The sequence below is a fragment of the Pseudomonas sp. BGA-UO-ETr-WB11 genome (assembly GCF_059567785.1).
Genome location: NZ_JCAQOS010000006.1, coordinates 254,372 through 272,472, shown reverse-complemented (window position 1 = coordinate 272,472; position 18,101 = coordinate 254,372). Strand labels below are relative to the sequence as shown.

The window sequence follows — 18,101 nt, the reverse complement described above, 5'->3', positions numbered from 1 at the left end:
GGAAGCCTGTAGTAAAGGTGGGGCCGCGCAACGCTCGCGGATCAGGCCTCTGATGAGGTCTGAGGATCAGAGGTCACGGCTGCCAGGCGTTTTTCCAATTGCTGCAGCCGACGCGCCATTTCGTCCAATTGACGAATCCGCGCCGCGCTTTTACGCCACTCGCCGGCCGGTTGCATGGCCGTGCCGGAAGAATATGAGCCAGGCTCAGTGATGGAACGGGTAACCATAGTCATGCCAGTCACGAACACGTTGTCACACACGTCGATGTGACCAACCATGCCGACACCGCCCGCGATCATGCAGTGCTTGCCGATTTTGGTGCTACCGGAAATTCCTGCGCAACCGGCCATGGCAGTGTGATCACCCACCTGTACGTTGTGGGCAATCATGATCTGGTTATCCAGCTTCACACCATTGCCGATCAGGGTATCCGCCAATGCGCCTCGGTCGATGGTGGTATTGGCACCGATCTCGACGTCATCACCAATGCTTACACCCCCAATTTGGGCAATTTTCTGCCAAATGCCTTTTTCGTTGGCGAAACCAAAACCTTCGCCACCAAGCACCGCACCAGATTGGATGACAACCCGCTTACCGATATGCACATCGTGATAAAGGGTCACTCGCGGCGCCAACCAGCCGCCCTCACCGATTACCGAGCGAGCACCAATCACGCAGTGGGCACCGACGGTGACACCCGCGCCAATGTGCGCCTCGCTTTCGATAACGGCATAAGGGCCAATGCTGGCAGAGGCATGCACCTGAGCATCACTGGCAACCACAGCAGTCGGGTGTACGCCGCCAACAGCCTGTGGCTTGCGATCAAACAGATGGGACAGCTCTGCGTAGGCCAGATAGGGGTTGGCCACCAGCAGCGCATCACCCGCATAGCCCTCGGCATCCGCAACGGTGAGCAGCAAGGCGCCCGCCTGGGTTTGGCTGAGAAACTTGCGATACTGGGGATTGGCCAGAAAGCTCAACTGTTCAGGCTGAGCATCCTGCAGCGTAGCGAGGCCAGTAATCTGCCGCTCGGCACTGCCCCGCAAGGTGGCACCGAGACGCTCAGCCAACTGGCCTAGAGTGAAAACCACGACCGACATAATTAGCGCTGCTGATTCATGCGCTCAATGACTTGGCGGGTGATGTCGTACTGAGGTTTGACATCGACGACCGCACCACGCTCAAGCACCAGGTCGAAGTTGCCTTTTTTGATCACTTCCTCAACCGCCTTGTCCAGCTTCGGCTTCAACTGTTTGAGCATGTCACGATCCGCAACAGCCTTGGCTTCGTTCAGCTCTTTGGACTGAAACTGGAAATCACGGGCCTTTTGCTTGAATTCCAACTCAAGGCGCTCACGCTCGCCCTGGGCCATCTTGCTGCCACCCTTGACCAGACGATCCTGAATGCCTTTAGCGCCGCTTTCCAGCGACTTCAGCTTGGTCAGTTGCGGGCCGAACTTCTTCTCGGCATCCACGGCGTACTTCTTCGCCGCATCGGACTCCAACAGCGCCATTTGATAATTCATCACGGCGATTTTCATCTCCGCAAAGGCTGGAGTGGCCATCAGGGCTGCCATGCACAGAACCACTTGAGTCAACTTACGCACTTTGTTACTCCTGCAACAAAACTGTTGTCTTTAGTAAAAATCAAACACTGATTAGAACGTTTGACCGAGCGAGAACTGGAAGATCTGGGTATCGGCGTTATCCGGTTTCTTGATCGGTGCGGCCAGGCTGAAGCTCAACGGACCGAAGCCGGTGATCCAAGTCAAACCAACGCCCACGGAACTGGCCATGTCGCTGATACCGATATCTGCACACTCACCTGCCTCATAACCATCGCAGTTGGTCTGGAACACATTACCCACATCCCAGAACAGCGAGGTGCGCAGGGAGCTTTGATCCTTGACGAACGGCAGCGGGAACAGCAACTCGGCACCACCTTGAACCAGTACGTTACCGCCGAAGGGCAGCGGGTCCTGATCCGGATCAGTACATATGCCGGTATTAGGGTTACAAGCATTGACGTTCAACGGATCATTGACGGGCAGATTCGGGTACGCACGACTTGGCGTACTGCGCGGGCCGAGCGAGTTGTCACGGAAGCCGCGAATCGAACCAAAACCACCAGCGTAGTAGTTCTCGTAGAACGGCAAGCCTTCGGTAGAGCCGTAGCCATCGCCATAACCCAGCTCGGTATGGAAGCGCAAAGTCGTGCTCTGGGTCAGCGGCTTGAACATCTGCGCACGGTAGTCGAGTTTGTAGAACGATAGGTCACTGCCCGGCACGGTTGCCTGCAGCACCAGGCTCTGGGAAGCACCACGAGTGGCCAGCACACCCTTGTTCAAGGTGGACTCAGACCAGCCGACTGAGGCCTTGAAGTTGGTGAAGTCGGTACCTTCGTTTTCCAGGAAGTCCTGAATCTGCTGCACGGTGTAGAAACCGGGATCCAGTTCATCCTGCTGCGCGGTCAGGCCATAGGTCAGACGCGAGGTTTCACTGATCGGGTAACCGATGGTGGCGCCAACACCGAGACTGTCGATGGAGTAGCTCGATACATCGGTATCCAGCTCATCGTAATCGGTCTCGCGGAAGAAGGCGTTGTAACCCAGGCTCACGCCGTCAACCGTCCAGTAGGGGTCAACGAAACCGAAGTTGTAGGCGCTTTGATATTCACTGCGCGTCAAGCCCAGGCTGACTTTATTACCCGTACCGAGGAAGTTGTTCTGGCTGATCGAGCCACCCAGAATCAAACCGGCGTTCTGAGCAAAACCGACGCTGGCAGTGATGGAGCCCGACGCCTGCTCTTCAACGCTGTAGTTCACGTCAACCAAGTCATCGCTGCCCGGCACTTTCGGCGTTTCGACGTTCACTTCCTTGAAGTAGCCCAGACGCTCCAGACGGGTCTTGGACTGATCGATCAGGTAGGTCGATGCCCAGCCATTTTCCATCTGGCGCATTTCGCGGCGCAGCACTTCATCTTCAGTCTTGGTGTTGCCACGGAAGTTGATGCGATTGACGTAAGCCCGCTTGCTCGGATCGACCACGAAGGTGATGGCAACTGTGTTGTTGTCATCATTGGCTTCCGGCACGCCGTTGACGTTGGCGAAGGTGTAGCCCTCGTTGCCCAGTCGACGAGTCAGCAACTCGGACGTGGTGGTCATCAGCTTGCGCGAGAACACCTGGCCTTCACGCACCAGCAACAGGGCCTTGAGTTCACTCTCCGGCACCTTGAGGTCGCCGCTGAGTTTCACGCCGCTAACGGTGTACTTGTCACCTTCGTCAACGTTGACGGTGACATACACGTGTTGCTTGTCCGGGGTAATCGAAACCTGGGTCGAGGTGATATCCATGTGGATATAGCCGCGATCGAGGTAGTAGGAGCGCAGACGTTCAAGGTCACCGGAGAGTTTTTCCCGGGAATACTTGTCGTCATTCTTGAAGAAAGACAGCCAGTTGGTGGTCTTCAACTCAAACAGGCCGCTGAGGTCTTCTTCAGGGAATACGCTGTTGCCAACGATGTTGATGTGCTGAATCGCAGCAACCGAGCCTTCGTTGACATTAATTTTCAATGCCACGCGGTTACGCGGTTGCGGCACCACTTCGGCATCGATGGTGGCCGAATAGCGGCCTTGGGAAACGTACTGACGCTGCAACTCGTTCCGCACGCCTTCCAAGGTTGCGCGCTGGAAAATCTCGCCTTCGGCCAGACCGGACTGATTCAGGCCTTTAAGCAGATCTTCGGTCTTGATCGCTTTGTTGCCTTCGATTTCGATACCGGAGATGGATGGACGCTCAACAACGCTGATAACCAGCACGTCACCGTCACGGCCAAGCTGGATGTCCTGAAAGAAGCCAGTTTTAAAGAGTGCCCGCGTGGCATCAACCAACGTGCGGTCATCGATTTTTTCGCCCACGTTCAACGGCAAAGCGCCAAACACGCTACCCGCGGAAACCCGCTGCAGGCCGTTGACGCGAATATCGGAGACAGTGAAGGACTCGGCGTGAACTTCGGCGATCATCAGTGCGGACAGCACCGCAGTTAGCAGCAGACGTTTCATGAAGTCCTTTCTTATTTCAACTGACAATAAAAAATCTGCCGCAGTACGCGGCAGATTCGAAACTCGGTGCGTTTACAGTCGGCCCAGATCGTTTATCAGGGCCAGCAACATCACCCCGACGATCAAACTGATACCAATCTGCATGCCCCACGCTTGCACCCGCTCCGGCAAGGGACGCCCACGGGCCCACTCAACCAGGTAAAACAGCAGATGCCCCCCATCCAGCACGGGTATTGGCAATAAATTCAACACGCCTAGGCTGATGCTCAGGTAAGCAAGGAAATTAAGAAAATCCCCCACCCCGGACTCAGCAGAAGCGCCGGCCACTTTAGCAATGGTTATCGGCCCGCTCAAGTTTTTTACCGAGAGCTCGCCAAACAACATTTTCTTTAGCGAGTCGAGGGTTAGCACACTCATGGTCCAGGTACGCCGCGCCCCTTCTGCAACAGCCTCAAGTGGACCGAAGCTGACTTGCCGCAGCATCTCCGGCGGCCAAGCTCCGCCTTGCACACCAGCTCCCAGGTAACCACTACGTGCAGCACCCTCGCCGCGCAAGGCCAGGGTCAAGGACAACTCAAAAACCTGATCACCGCGCTGCACCCGCAACTTAACCTGTTCCGCCGGCCGGCCACGTACGCGATCGACCAGCTGCTGCCAGTCATCAAGCGCAACATCGTCCAGGGCCAGCAGGCGATCCCCCACTTTCAAGCCCGCCGCACTGGCTGGCCCTTCAGGATCCAGCTCAGCCAGCACCGGCTCAATCTGCGGACGCCAGGGACTAATCCCCAGCGCTTTGATCGGATCGGGCTCAGCCTCGCCCTGCAGCCATTGCGACAGCTGCAACTGACGGGGACTTTCGACACTGGAGCCCGCCTCACGCACCAGCAATTCGACTGTGCCGGTCTCGCCCAAGCGCCGCACCAGCTGCAGATTGACCGCACCCCAACCACTGGTGCGCTCGCCATCGACGGCCACAACTTCCTGACCTGCCTCCAGCCCCGCACTCGCGGCCAGACTGCCCGACGCCACAGCACCAATAACTGGCTTGATCTGCTGGCTGCCCAACATCGCCAGCACCCAGAAAAAGGCAAATGCCAGGATAAAGTTCGCCAACGGCCCCGCCGCCACAATAGCGATGCGCTGCCCTACCGGCCTACGGGTAAACGCCTGGGACAGCAACTCGGCGGGCACCTCTCCTTCACGTTCATCGAGCATTTTGACGTAGCCACCCAACGGGATAGCTGCGATCACGAACTCGGTGCCCTGACGATCCTGCCAACGCAGCAAAGGCGTACCAAAGCCGACGGAAAAGCGCAGGACCTTGACGCCACAGCGCCGTGCGACCCAGAAATGGCCAAACTCGTGAATAGTGACCAACACCCCCAAGGCCACCAGGGTGCCAAAAATCATATAGAGCGCGCTCATCGACATCCTCCGGGTTTAGCGCCCGTTACGCTGCAACCATTGCTCGGCATGTGCACGCGCGCTGGCATCGGCCAGCAACACGCTATCCAGGCTTTCGACCTCGACGGCAGGCTCAAGATTCAATACGTCTTCAATGATGGTGGCGATCTGCGGAAAGCGGATGCGCCGCTCGAGGAACGCCTGCACAGCGATTTCATTGGCCGCATTCAGCAAGGCCGGGGCAGTGCCGCCGATCTCAGCCACTTGCCTTGCCAGGCGCAGGCAGGGAAAACGCTGCTCATCCGGCGCCTGGAAATCCAAGCGGGCGACGGCAAACAGGTCCAGCGGAGCCACCCCTGAATCAATCCGCTCCGGCCAAGCCAGGGCATGACTGATGGGGGTGCGCATATCCGGATTGCCCAACTGCGCCAGGACCGAACCATCGACATAGTCGACCAGGGAATGGATCACGCTTTGCGGATGGATTACCACCTCGACCTGGGACGGCTTGGCAGCGAACAGCCAACAGGCTTCGATCAACTCAAGCCCCTTGTTCATCATGCTGGCCGAGTCGACGGAAATCTTCCGCCCCATGGACCAGTTAGGGTGGGCACAGGCCTGCTCAGGCGTGACGTGTTGCAACTCTTCCAGCGGCGTCTGGCGAAACGGTCCACCGGAGGCGGTCAGCAAAATGCGACGCACACCGACCGGCGCCAGGCCGCGGGCATAGTCCCCCGGCAAGCACTGAAAAATGGCGTTGTGTTCGCTGTCGATCGGCAATAGCACGGCGCCGCTGCGGCGCACCGCCTGCATAAACAAGGCGCCGGACATCACCAGGGCTTCCTTGTTGGCCAGCAGGACTTTTTTGCCTGCTTGCACCGCCGCCAGGGTCGGCGGCAAACCGGCCGCCCCGACGATGGCCGCCATCACGGCATCCACCTCAGGATGGGCCGCCACTTCGCAGAGCCCGGCCTCCCCCACCAGCACCCGAGTAGCCGAGCCCGCAAGTTGCAAGGTTGATTGCAAAGCCTGGGCAGCAGACGACTGAGGCACAACGGCGTAGCGGGGTTTAAAGCGCAGGCATAACGCTTCCAGCTCAGCCAGACGACTGAAGCCGGTCAAGGCGAACACTTGATAGCGCTGCGGATGGCGCGCAATCACATCCAGCGTGCTGAGGCCTATGGAGCCAGTGGCGCCCAGCACCGTTACCTGTTGCGGCGCAGTCACAGCACGCCCCAGCCAACGGCCCAGAGCAGCACGGCAAACAGCGGGATGGCGGCTGTCAGACTGTCAATACGATCAAGAATTCCGCCATGGCCGGGCAACAGATTACTGCTGTCTTTAATCCCTGCCTCACGTTTGAACATGCTTTCGGTCAGATCGCCAACCACCGAGACCATCACCAGCAACAAGGTGCTGGCCAGGGCCAGCGCCAGTTCGACTGGCCCCCAGTGGCGATAGAGACCCACCGCCAGAGCAATCAGCAGGCACGTGAGCAGACCGCCGATCACACCCTCCCAGCTTTTGCCTGGACTCACCTGCGGCGCCAGCTTGCGCTTGCCAAAGGCCCGACCAGCAAAATAAGCACCGATATCCGCTCCCCACACCAGCACCATCACGGCCACGATCAGGTAATTGCCCAGAGGCCACTGCTTGAGCAGCACCAAGCCCTGCCAGGCCGGCAAGAGGATCAACAGACCAATCAGCACCTTGCTCGGCAGCGACTGAAACACCACTTTGCTACGCGGAAAATTGAGCACCAGCAAGGTGGCGAGCAACCACCAGACAACCGCCGCCAACAATACCTTGGCCGCCAGTTGCGGAAACACATACAGGCCGTACAACAGCACCGCCACCAAAGCGCCATAGGCGATCCGCAGCGGCTGCGCAGCCAGGCCTGCCAGGCGCGCCCACTCCCAGCCACCCAAGGTAACCACCGCGCCAATGAACAGGGCGAAACTCGCCCCATCCAGCAGAAAGAACCCACCCAGAGCGATAGGCAGCAACAGCAACGCGGTGATGATCCGTTGTTTCAGCATTATGGGCGCGCCTTAGATGCGGCTTGCGCTTCCACCTGTTCGCTGGTCTTGCCGAAGCGACGTTGGCGGGTAGCGTAGTCAGCCAGCGCATTGCGCATGGCCTGGTGTTTGAAATCCGGCCAGTACAGGTCGGAGAAATACAGCTCGGCATAGGCCAGCTGCCACAGCAGGAAATTGCTGATGCGATGTTCGCCACCGGTGCGGATGCACAAATCTGGCAAGGGTAAATCGGCTGTCACTAGACGCCCCTGCAACAGTTCAGCACTTATGGCATCTGGCACCAGACTGCCGGCTTGAACCTCACGCGCTAGCGCCTGGGCTGCCTGCACGATATCCCACTGCCCACCGTAGTTGGCCGCCACCTGCAGGACGAACTTGCTCGGCCCGGCGGTTTCCGCCTCGGCTGCCGCCATAGCGGCCTGCAACTCCGGGTGAAAGCGCGAGCGATCACCAATGATGCGCAGGCTGATTTCGTTTTCCTTGAGCTTTTTCGCCTCACGCCGCAGCGCGCTGAGAAACAGCTCCATCAACGCCCCAACCTCTTCAGCGGGACGCTGCCAGTTCTCACTGGAGAACGCGAACAGGGTCAACACCTCAACCCCAGCCTCAGCGCACACCTTGATGACCGCGCGCACCGCATCGACGCCGGCTTTGTGCCCGGCGACGCCCGGCAGCAAACGTTTTTTCGCCCAGCGATTGTTGCCATCCATGATAATGGCAACATGCCGCGGCACCACCGCTAAAGACTCGGACACTGTCTTATCCATGACCTTAGCGACCGTTAAACGGCCATCAAATCCGCTTCTTTCTGTTTAACAGCCACTTCAATCTCAGCAACGAACTTGTCGGTCAGCTTCTGGATATCATCGGCAGCCCGACGCTCGTCGTCCTCGCTGATTTCCTTTTCCTTGACCAGGTCTTTCAACTGGCTCAGGGCATCGCGGCGAATATTGCGCACGGCCACACGACCATCTTCCGCCGCGTCACGGGCCTGCTTGGTGAAACCCCGACGGGTTTCTTCGGTCAGCGCCGGCATGGAGATCAGCAACAACTCACCCAGGTTGGTGGGGTTGAAGCCCAGACCAGAGCTCTGGATCGCCTTGTCGACGGCCGCCAGCATGTTGCGTTCGAAAGCCACCACCTGCAGGGTGCGGGAATCCTTGACGGTGACGTTGGCCACCTGATTCAACGGGGTATCCGCGCCGTAGTACGGCACCATCACGCCACCGAGAATGCTCGGATGGGCCTGACCGGTGCGGATGCGGCTGAAGGCATGCAGCAGCGATTCCAAGCTCTTCTGCATGCGTACTTGTGCGTCTTTCTTGATCTCGTTGATCATTGCTTGTTCTCCTCGATCAGCGTTCCCTCGGCACCGCCGAGCACGATATTCAGCAAAGCGCCCGGCTTGTTCATATTGAACACCCGCAGCGGCATGTTGTGGTCACGGCACAGGCAAATGGCAGTCAGGTCCATTACGCCCAGCTTGCGATCCAGCACTTCGTCATAGCTCAAGTGCTCGAACTTCTCGGCATGGGGATCCTTGAACGGGTCGGCGGTGTACACACCATCAACCTTGGTTGCCTTGAGCACCACGTCGGCATCGATTTCAATGGCGCGCAGGCAGGCGGCCGAGTCCGTGGTAAAGAACGGGTTGCCCGTACCGGCAGCAAAGATCACCACTTCGCCCACGTTCAAGTGGCGCATGGCCTTGCGGCGGTCATAGTGATCGGTGACACCAACCATGGAAATGGCCGACATGACCAATGCTGGAATATTCGAACGCTCCAGCGCATCACGCATGGCCAGGGCGTTCATCACGGTGGCGAGCATACCCATGTGGTCGCCCGTAACCCGATCCATGCCAGCCGCGCTCAGCGCAGCACCACGGAACAGGTTCCCACCGCCGATGACCAGACCGACTTGCACGCCGATGCCGACCAGTTGGCCGACTTCCAGGGCCATGCGATCCAGCACCTTCGGATCGATGCCGAACTCTTCCGAGCCTATCAAGGCCTCGCCGCTAAGTTTGAGCAAAATGCGTTTATAGCGAGGTTGACGACCACTCACCTGCTGAGCCATTGCGTATCTCTCCTGCGGCGTTTGAATACTGCGCAGGCCCTTGAGGCCTGCACACGAATAAAATCTTGGACGCGCTGCGAAAGCGCCTACAGCATCTGGTGCCATCTGACACACAAACACCGGGGGAGTTTCAGTCCGATTCGGCTCCCCTGTTTGTAAAAGAGGCCGCTCGCGTGAGCGGGCAGCCTCTTGGGTGCGACAGTATGAACCGTCTTACTGCTTGCTGGCAGCCAACTGGGCAGCAACTTCTTCGGCGAAGTTGTCGACCGGCTTCTCGATGCCTTCGCCTACCTGGAAGCGCGTGAAGGAAACGATTTCAGCACCGGCTTTCTTGGCCAGAGCGCCAACCTTGATTTCCGGATCTTTAACGAAGGCTTGCTCAACCAGACTGGCTTCAGCCAGAAACTTCTGGATACGGCCGCCAACCATCTTCTCGACGATTTCAGCCGGCTTGCCTTTGATTTTGTCTTCGTTGAGGCTCATGAACACGGCTTTCTCGCGTTCGATGGCATCAGCCGAAACTTCCGAAGGCAGCAGGAACTCAGGGTTGCTGGCAGCCACGTGCATAGCGATGTCTTTGGCCAGATCAGCGTCACCGCCTTTCAGGACAACCACAACACCGATCTTGTTGCCGTGCAGGTAGGCGTTAACCACGTCACCTTCAACACGCGCCAGACGACGAATGTTGACGTTTTCGCCAACTTTGGCCACCAGGGCTTCACGAGCCGATTCCTGAGCGGCGATCAGCGGAGCTGCGTCGGTCAGTTTGTCAGCGAAGGCTTTTTCGATGCTGCTGGCAACGAAGTTCTTGAAATCGTCCTGCAGAGCCAGGAAGTCAGTTTGCGAGTTGACTTCAAGGATAACAGCCGACTTGCCGTCTTCAGCGACTTTAACGCTGATCGCGCCTTCAGCAGCTACGTTGCCGGCTTTCTTAGCGGCCTTGATGGCGCCCGAAGCACGCATGTCGTCGATGGCTTTTTCGATGTCGCCGCCAGCCTTGGTCAAGGCTTTCTTGCAATCCATCATGCCTTCGCCGGTACGCTCACGCAGTTCTTTAACCAACGCTGCAGTAATCTCTGCCATTTCAAAATTCCTCTTGGATAGGTTTTAAACCATTCCACCCGAGTACACGGGCGTTAAATTCTTCACACATCCACTAGCAGCCAGTCACTCAACACAACGACGCTAATAAATGGTTTTCGAGGTGGCAAAAAGGGGGCTAAGCCCCCTTTTTGCGTACTGAGTAAACGCTAGGCGTTAATTACTCAGCCTTCAGCCGCTTCAGCAGCAGGAGCTTGCTCAACAAACTCATCGGTACCGCCGGCAGCATTGCTGCGACCACGGATTACGGAGTCAGCCATGGCACCCATGTACAGCTGGATAGCGCGAATGGCGTCATCGTTACCTGGGATGATGTAGTCAACGCCTTCCGGGCTGCTGTTGGTATCGACGATGCCGATAACTGGGATGCCCAGCTTGTTGGCTTCGGTGATAGCAATGCGCTCGTGGTCAACGTCGATTACGAACAGAGCGTCCGGCAGACCGCCCATGTCCTTGATACCACCCAGGCTGCGATCCAGTTTTTCCAGATCACGGGTGCGCATCAGGGCTTCTTTCTTGGTCAGCTTGGCGAAAGTACCGTCTTGCGACTGAACTTCCAGATCACGCAGACGCTTGATCGAGGCACGGATGGTTTTGTAGTTGGTCAGCATGCCGCCCAACCAGCGATGATCGACGAACGGCGAGTTGCAGCGAGCTGCTTCTTCGCGGACGATCTTGCCAGCGGAACGCTTGGTGCCAACGAACAGAATCTTGTTTTTGCCCGAAGCCAGTTTTTCAACGAAAGACAGTGCTTCGTTGAACATCGGCAGGGTTTTTTCAAGGTTGATGATGTGGATCTTGTTGCGCGCGCCGAAAATGTACTTGCCCATTTTCGGGTTCCAGTAACGGGTCTGGTGGCCGAAGTGCACACCGGCCTTCAGCATATCGCGCATATTGACTTGGGACATGATAGTTCCTTAATAAGTCGGGTTAGGCCTCCACGCATCCCAATGACCAACCCTCCAGAACCAGTCTTGAAGGCACCCAGGTCACCGTGTCGATACGTGTGTGGGGTTAATGCTTTGCCGGGCTACCCCGTAAAGCGGCGCACTTTATAGCACACAAGCGCGACACAAACTAGTCTGCAGCGTCATACCGAGTTACGCGTCGTGCTTATGGCTGGCGCCCTGAAGCTGCTAATATGCGAACCTTTTCCGCCTGCAGCAGAGACCCCGCTATGACCGTCACGATCAAGACGCCCGCTGAAATCGAGAAAATGCGCGTCGCCGGCCGCCTGGCCGCCGAAGTGCTGGAAATGATCGGCGAGTACGTCAAGCCGGGCGTAACCACCGAAGAGTTGGACCGTATCTGCCACGACTATATCGTCAACGTGCAGCAGGCCATCCCCGCCCCGCTCAACTACAAAGGCTTCCCCAAGTCGATCTGCACCTCGATCAATCATGTGGTCTGCCACGGCATTCCCAATGAAAAGCCGCTGAAAGATGGCGACGTGCTGAACATCGACATCACCGTGATCAAAGACGGCTACCACGGTGACACCAGCAAGATGTTCATGGTCGGCAAGGTCAGCGAATGGGCCGAGAAGCTCGCCCGCATCACCCAGGAATGCATGTACAAGGGCATCGCTCTGGTCCGTCCGGGCGCGCGCCTGGGTGATATCGGCGAAGTGATCCAGAAGCACGCAGAAAAGAACGGCTATTCGGTGGTGCGCGAATACTGCGGCCACGGTATCGGCGCCGTGTTCCATGAAGAGCCGCAAGTGCTGCACTACGGCCGCGCCGGCACCGGCATGGAACTCAAAGAAGGCATGACCTTCACCATCGAGCCGATGATCAACCAGGGCCGCGCCGAAACCCGCACCCTGGGCGACGGCTGGACCGCCATCACCAAGGACCGCAAGCTCTCCGCCCAGTGGGAACACACCATTCTGGTGACCGCCGACGGTTACGAGATCTTCACCCTGCGCAGTGATGACACCCTGCCGCGCAGCGCTCCGGCCACCCAGCCGGCCTGATCGCTTCTTTATAAGGAAGACCGTTATATGCCGCAGGTTGATCCCGAGCTGTTTGACCGCGGCCAGTTCCAGGCGGAGCTGGCGCGCAAGCCCAGCCCGATTGCCGCCTTCAAGAAAGCCCTGCGGCAAATCAATGACGCGCTTAACGCACGTTTCATGGGCCATCGCGACATTCGCCGCCTGATCGAAGACCGCGCCTGGTGCATCGATCAGATCCTGCGCGAGGCCTGGGATCGCTTCAAGTGGAGCAGTGAGGCCGCCATCAGCCTGGTGGCCGTCGGCGGCTATGGCCGCGGCGAACTGCACCCGCACTCGGATATCGACCTGCTGATCCTGCTGGAAAACGAGGATCAGGAGTTGTTTCGCGACTCGATCGAACGCTTCCTCATGCTGCTGTGGGACATTGGCCTGGAAGTCGGCCAGAGCGTGCGTTCAGTGGCCGAGTGTGCCGACGAAGCGCGCGCCGACTTGACCGTCATCACCAACATGATGGAAAGCCGCACCATTGCCGGCCCAGAGCACCTGCGCCAGCGCATGCTGGAAGTCACCAGCCCGCAGCAGATGTGGCCGAGCAAGCACTTCTTCCTGGCCAAACGCGATGAGCAGCACGCTCGCCACGCCAAGTACAACGACACCGAATACAACCTCGAACCCAACGTCAAAGGCTCGCCCGGCGGCCTGCGCGACATCCAGACCATCCTCTGGATCGCCCGCCGCCAGTTCGGCACGCTCAACCTGCATGCACTGGCATCCCAGGGCTTTCTGATAGAAAGCGAGTTCAGCCTGCTGGCCGCCTCCCAGGACTTTCTCTGGAAGGTGCGCTATGCCCTGCACATGCTGGCCGGCCGCAGCGAAGACCGCCTGCTCTTTGACCACCAACAGAAAATCGCCGGCCTGCTGGGTTTCAGTGACGACAACGGCAAGCTCGCTGTCGAGCAACTGATGCAGAAGTACTACCGCGCGGTGATGGCGGTGGCCGAGTTGAATGACCTGATCATGCAGCACTTCGAAGAAGTGATCCTGCGCCACAGCGACAACCAGCCGGCGCAACCGCTCAACAGTCGTTTTCAGGTGCGCAACGGCTTTCTCGAAGTCACCCACCCGAATGTGTTCAAGCGTACGCCCTTCGCGATTCTGGAAATTTTCGTCTTGATGGCCCAGCACCCGGAAGTGCGCGGCGTGCAAGCCGACACCATCCGCCGGCTGCGCGAGAGCCGCACACTGATCGACGACGACTTCCGCCGCGACATTCGCAATACCAGCCTGTTTATCGAGCTGTTCAAGTCCCAGGAAGGCATTCACCGCAACCTGCGCCGCATGAACCGCTACGGCATCCTCGGCCGCTACCTGCCAGAGTTCGGCCAGATCGTCGGGCAAATGCAGCACGACCTCTTCCACATCTACACGGTCGATGCCCACACCCTGAACCTGATCAAACACCTTCGCAAACTGGGCAAGCCGGGCGTCAGCGAGAAGTTCCCGCTGGCCAGCAAGCTCATGGGCGCGCTGCCCAAACCTGAGCTGATCTACCTCGCCGGCCTCTACCACGACATCGGCAAGGGCCGTGGCGGCGATCACTCGGAACTTGGCGCAGTGGATGCCGAGGTGTTCTGCCAGCGCCACCAACTGCCGCTATGGGACTCGCGCCTGATCGTCTGGCTGGTGAAAAATCACCTGGTGATGTCCACCACAGCGCAGCGCAAGGACCTCTCCGACCCGCAGGAAATCAACGATTTCGCCCGCTTGGTGGGCGACCAGACGCGCCTTGACTACCTCTACGTGCTGACCGTGGCTGACATCAACGCCACCAACCCAACGCTGTGGAACTCCTGGCGCGCCAGCCTGTTGCGCCAGCTGTACACCGAGACCAAGCGCGCCCTGCGCCGCGGCCTGGAAAACCCGCTGGACCGTGAAGAGCAGATCCGTCAGACGCAGAATGCCGCCATCGACATTCTGGTGCGCAACGGCAACGACCAGGACGAGGCCGAGCAACTCTGGTCGCAACTGGGCGACGACTACTTCCTGCGTCACACCTCAAACGATGTTGCCTGGCACACCGAGGCCATCCTCCAGCACCCGGCCGACGCCGTGCCGCTGGTGCTGATCAAGGAAACCACCCAGCGCGAGTTCGAGGGTGCCACGCAGATCTTCATCTACGCCCCCGACCAGCACGACTTCTTCGCCGTGACCGTGGCCGCCATGGACCAGCTCAACCTGAGCATCCATGACGCCCGCATCATCACCTCGTCCAGCCAGTTCACCCTCGACACCTACATCGTCCTGGATGCCGACGGCGGCTCGATTGGCGACAACCCGGCGCGCATTCTGGAAATTCGCCAGGGCCTGGTGGACGCCTTGAAAAACCCGGACGACTACCCGGCGATCATCCAGCGTCGTGTGCCGCGCCAGCTCAAGCACTTTGCCTTCGCCCCCCAGGTGAGCATCCACAACGACGCCCAGCGCCCGGTCACCGTGCTGGAAATCACCGCACCGGACCGCCCAGGCTTACTGGCACGCATCGGCAAGATCTTTCTCGACTTCGATCTGTCACTGCAAAATGCCAAGATCGCCACCCTGGGCGAGCGGGTCGAAGACGTGTTCTTCGTCACCGATGCCAAGCACCAGCCGCTGGCCGACGCCGAACTCTGCGCGCGCCTGCAGGCCGCCCTCACCGCCCAATTGTCAGACGCCAACGGCCCGACCGGCGGCGCAACCACCATTCGCTTTTAGGAAGCTGCACCACCGATGAACAGCGCTCTGAACCACCTGCAACCTTACCCGTTCGAGAAACTGCGCGCGCTGCTGAGCGGCGTGCAGCCAGCTGCCGACAAGAGCCCCATCGCCCTGTCGATTGGCGAACCCAAACACCGTTCACCGGCGTTTGTCGCTGAAGCGTTGGCCAGCAACCTCGAACAACTGGCGGTGTACCCCACCACCCTCGGCCTGCCGGCGCTGCGCGAAGCAATCCGCGACTGGTGCCAGCGCCGTTTCGGCGTGCCCGCCGGCTGGCTGGACGCCGCGCGCCATGTGCTGCCGGTCAACGGCACCCGTGAAGCGCTGTTCGCCTTTACCCAGGCCGTGGTCGATCGCCAGGACGACGCCCTGGTGGTCAGCCCCAATCCGTTCTATCAAATCTACGAAGGCGCGGCCCTGCTCGCCGGCGCCCAGCCGCACTACCTGCCGTGCCTGGCTGAGAATGGCTTCAACCCAGACTTCGACGCCGTCAGTGCCGACACCTGGCAGCGCTGCCAGATTCTGTTTCTGTGCTCGCCCGGCAACCCGACTGGTGCGCTGATTCCGCTGGCGACCCTGGAAAAGCTGATTGCCCTGGCCGACCAGTACGACTTTGTGATCGCCGCCGACGAGTGCTACAGCGAGCTGTACTTCGACGAACAGCAACCGCCGGCCGGCCTGCTCAGCGCCTGCGTCAGCCTCGGCCGGAGCGATTTCAAGCGCTGCGTGGTGTTTCACAGCCTGTCCAAGCGCTCCAACCTGCCAGGCCTGCGTTCCGGATTCGTGGCCGGTGACGCCGACATCCTCAAGGGTTTCCTGCTCTACCGCACCTACCACGGCTGCGCCATGTCGGTGCCGACCCAGTTGGCCAGCGTCGCCGCCTGGAACGATGAAGACCACGTGCGCGCCAACCGCGACCTGTACCGTGCCAAGTACGACGCCGTGCTGGATATCCTCAGCCCCGTCATGGACGTACAGCGTCCGGACGGCGGTTTTTACCTGTGGGCCAAGGTCACGGGGGACGACGCCGAGTTCACCCGCGCGCTGTTCGCCCAGGAGCACGTCACCGTAGTGCCCGGCTCCTACCTGTCGCGCGACGTGGATGGTTTTAATCCAGGCGCCGGGCGCATCCGCATGGCCCTGGTCGCGCCGCTGGCCGAGTGCATCGAAGCCGCCCAGCGTATTCGTCACTTTATTCAGAGCCAGCCGGCATGAGCATTACCCTCTACGGCATCAAGGCCTGCGACACCATGAAGAAAGCCCGCACCTGGCTCGACGAGCAAGGCGCGAGCTACGTTTTTCACGACTACAAAGTCAGCGCCATCGACAGCGCCAGCCTGCACAAGTGGTGTGACGAACATGGCTGGGAGAAAGTCCTCAACCGTGCCGGCACTACCTTTCGCAAGCTGGATGACGCTGCCAAAGCTGATCTTGACCAGGACAAGGCCATCAGTCTGATGCTGGCCCAGCCGTCGATGATCAAACGCCCGGTGCTGGACCTCGGTGACCGCACCCTGCTCGGCTTCAAGCCGGAACTGTATGCCCAGGCGCTGGCCTGAATCGAGCCAGCCACACCCAGAATTGACGCAATAAGGAAACTAACCATGTCGCAACAACTGTTCAGCCTGGCCTTTGGGGTCGGCACACAAAACCGTCAAAACAATTGGCTGGAAGTGTTCTACGCCCAACCGCTGCTGAAGCCGTCGGCCGAACTGCTGGCCGCCATCGCGCCGATTCTCGGTTACAGCGGCGGCAATCAGGCCATCAGCTTCAGCACCAGCCAGGCCGAGAAACTGGCCGAAGCCGTCAAGCCAATCGACGCCCTGCAGGCCGCCCTGCTGACCCGCCTGGCAGAGAGCGAAAAACCGCTGGTCGCCACCCTGCTGGCCGACGATAACGCCCTGACCTCAACGCCTGAGGCTTACCTCAAGCTGCACTTGCTGTCGCACCGCTTGGTCAAGCCCCACGGCCTGAACCTCACCGGTATTTTCCCGCTGCTGCCGAACGTGGCCTGGACCAGCCAGGGCGCCATCGACCTCGGCGAGCTGGCCGAACGCCAACTGGAAGCACGTCTACGTGGCGAGCTGCTGGAAGTCTTCTCGGTCGACAAGTTCCCGAAAATGACCGACTACGTGGTGCCGAACGGCGTGCGTATCGCTGACGCCTCCCGCCTGCGCCTGGGCGCCTATGTCGGCGAAGGCACCACGGTCATGCACGAAGGCTTTATCAACTTCAACGCTGGTACTGCCGGCCCCGGCATGATCGAAGGCCGCGTGTCGGCCGGCGTATTCGTCGGCAAAGGTTCTGACCTGGGCGGCGGTTGCTCGACCATGGGCACCCTGTCCGGTGGCGGCAGCATCGTCATCAGCGTGGGCGAAGGCTGCCTGATCGGCGCCAACGCCGGCATCGGCATCCCCCTGGGCGACCGCAACACCGTGGAGTCCGGCCTGTACATCACTGCCGGCACCAAGGTGGCGCTGCTGGATGCTGACAACCAGTTGGTCAAAGTGGTCAAAGCACGCGAACTGGCCGGCCAGACCGACCTGCTGTTCCGTCGCAACTCACAAACCGGCGCCGTGGAATGCAAAACCCACAAGTCGGCCATTGAGCTGAACGAAGCCCTGCACGCCCACAACTAAGCCGCTCTTGTAGGATGGGTTGAAGCGCGTAGCGCTGATACCCATCACCACGGTGCTCTTATGGGTATCGC

The 18,101-nt window shown here is 59.5% G+C and carries 16 protein-coding genes; 5 read left to right on the top strand and 11 right to left on the bottom strand.

The window, feature by feature from the left end:
- Nucleotides 1-41: 41 nt before the first annotated feature.
- From lpxD to rpsB, 11 genes are all read right to left on the bottom strand, one after another.
- Nucleotides 42-1,103: a UDP-3-O-(3-hydroxymyristoyl)glucosamine N-acyltransferase gene (gene lpxD / locus AC56DI_RS10180; protein ID WP_496346154.1), complete on the bottom strand. Its 1,062-nt coding sequence runs from the start codon at nt 1,101-1,103 to the stop codon at nt 42-44.
- A complete protein-coding gene (locus AC56DI_RS10175) occupies nt 1,103-1,606 on the bottom strand; it encodes an OmpH/Skp family outer membrane protein (RefSeq protein ID WP_496346041.1) in 504 nt (167 codons plus the stop codon). The genes lpxD and AC56DI_RS10175 overlap by 1 nt, the downstream gene beginning before the upstream one ends.
- A gap of 51 nt (nt 1,607-1,657) precedes the next feature.
- Nucleotides 1,658-4,060 carry an outer membrane protein assembly factor BamA gene (gene bamA / locus AC56DI_RS10170; protein WP_496346040.1) on the bottom strand — a complete coding sequence of 801 codons (2,403 nt, stop codon included), beginning with the start codon at nt 4,058-4,060 and terminating at the stop codon, nt 1,658-1,660.
- A gap of 72 nt (nt 4,061-4,132) precedes the next feature.
- Nucleotides 4,133-5,485 carry an RIP metalloprotease RseP gene (gene rseP, locus AC56DI_RS10165; protein ID WP_496346039.1) on the bottom strand — a complete coding sequence of 451 codons (1,353 nt, stop codon included), beginning with the start codon at nt 5,483-5,485 and terminating at the stop codon, nt 4,133-4,135.
- Between the two features lie 15 nt (nt 5,486-5,500).
- Nucleotides 5,501-6,691, bottom strand: a complete 1,191-nt coding sequence (ispC, locus tag AC56DI_RS10160; RefSeq protein ID WP_496346038.1) for a 1-deoxy-D-xylulose-5-phosphate reductoisomerase — start codon at nt 6,689-6,691, stop codon at nt 5,501-5,503.
- Nucleotides 6,688-7,503 (bottom strand): phosphatidate cytidylyltransferase, encoded by an 816-nt coding sequence (locus AC56DI_RS10155; RefSeq protein WP_496346037.1) that lies wholly within the window; start codon nt 7,501-7,503, stop codon nt 6,688-6,690. The genes ispC and AC56DI_RS10155 overlap by 4 nt, the downstream gene beginning before the upstream one ends.
- Nucleotides 7,503-8,270 carry a polyprenyl diphosphate synthase gene (uppS, locus tag AC56DI_RS10150; protein ID WP_496346036.1) on the bottom strand — a complete coding sequence of 256 codons (768 nt, stop codon included), beginning with the start codon at nt 8,268-8,270 and terminating at the stop codon, nt 7,503-7,505. The genes AC56DI_RS10155 and uppS overlap by 1 nt, the downstream gene beginning before the upstream one ends.
- 14 nt (nt 8,271-8,284) lie before the next feature.
- Nucleotides 8,285-8,842, bottom strand: a complete 558-nt coding sequence (frr, locus tag AC56DI_RS10145; RefSeq protein ID WP_496346035.1) for a ribosome recycling factor — start codon at nt 8,840-8,842, stop codon at nt 8,285-8,287.
- The gene (pyrH, locus tag AC56DI_RS10140) at nt 8,839-9,582 is read right to left on the bottom strand and encodes a UMP kinase (RefSeq protein WP_324518227.1); all 744 of its coding nucleotides are present in this window, start codon (nt 9,580-9,582) and stop codon (nt 8,839-8,841) included. Before pyrH ends, frr begins: the two co-directional genes overlap by 4 nt.
- A 213-nt stretch (nt 9,583-9,795) precedes the next feature.
- A complete protein-coding gene (tsf, locus tag AC56DI_RS10135) occupies nt 9,796-10,665 on the bottom strand; it encodes a translation elongation factor Ts (protein WP_496346034.1) in 870 nt (289 codons plus the stop codon).
- A 182-nt stretch (nt 10,666-10,847) separates the two neighbouring features.
- Complete coding sequence (gene rpsB, locus AC56DI_RS10130; protein ID WP_324518229.1) at nt 10,848-11,591, bottom strand: 30S ribosomal protein S2; 744 nt, start codon at nt 11,589-11,591, stop codon at nt 10,848-10,850.
- Nucleotides 11,592-11,860: 269 nt separating this feature from the next.
- On the opposite strand from rpsB, the gene map reads away from it, so the two are divergent.
- From map to dapD, 5 genes are read left to right on the top strand one after another with little or no spacing between them, the layout of a single operon-like run.
- Nucleotides 11,861-12,658, top strand: coding sequence for a type I methionyl aminopeptidase (gene map / locus AC56DI_RS10125; protein WP_496346033.1), 798 nt, complete (start codon nt 11,861-11,863; stop codon nt 12,656-12,658).
- A gap of 27 nt (nt 12,659-12,685) precedes the next feature.
- Nucleotides 12,686-15,388: a [protein-PII] uridylyltransferase gene (locus AC56DI_RS10120; protein ID WP_496346032.1), complete on the top strand. Its 2,703-nt coding sequence runs from the start codon at nt 12,686-12,688 to the stop codon at nt 15,386-15,388.
- A gap of 15 nt (nt 15,389-15,403) precedes the next feature.
- Entirely contained in the window at nt 15,404-16,606 is a 1,203-nt protein-coding gene (gene dapC / locus AC56DI_RS10115) for a succinyldiaminopimelate transaminase (protein ID WP_496346031.1), read from the top strand.
- Nucleotides 16,603-16,950, top strand: a complete 348-nt coding sequence (locus tag AC56DI_RS10110) for an ArsC family reductase (RefSeq protein WP_496346030.1) — start codon at nt 16,603-16,605, stop codon at nt 16,948-16,950. Before dapC ends, AC56DI_RS10110 begins: the two co-directional genes overlap by 4 nt.
- A gap of 45 nt (nt 16,951-16,995) precedes the next feature.
- Entirely contained in the window at nt 16,996-18,030 is a 1,035-nt protein-coding gene (gene dapD, locus AC56DI_RS10105; RefSeq protein WP_496346029.1) for a 2,3,4,5-tetrahydropyridine-2,6-dicarboxylate N-succinyltransferase, read from the top strand.
- Nucleotides 18,031-18,101: the final 71 nt, after the last annotated feature.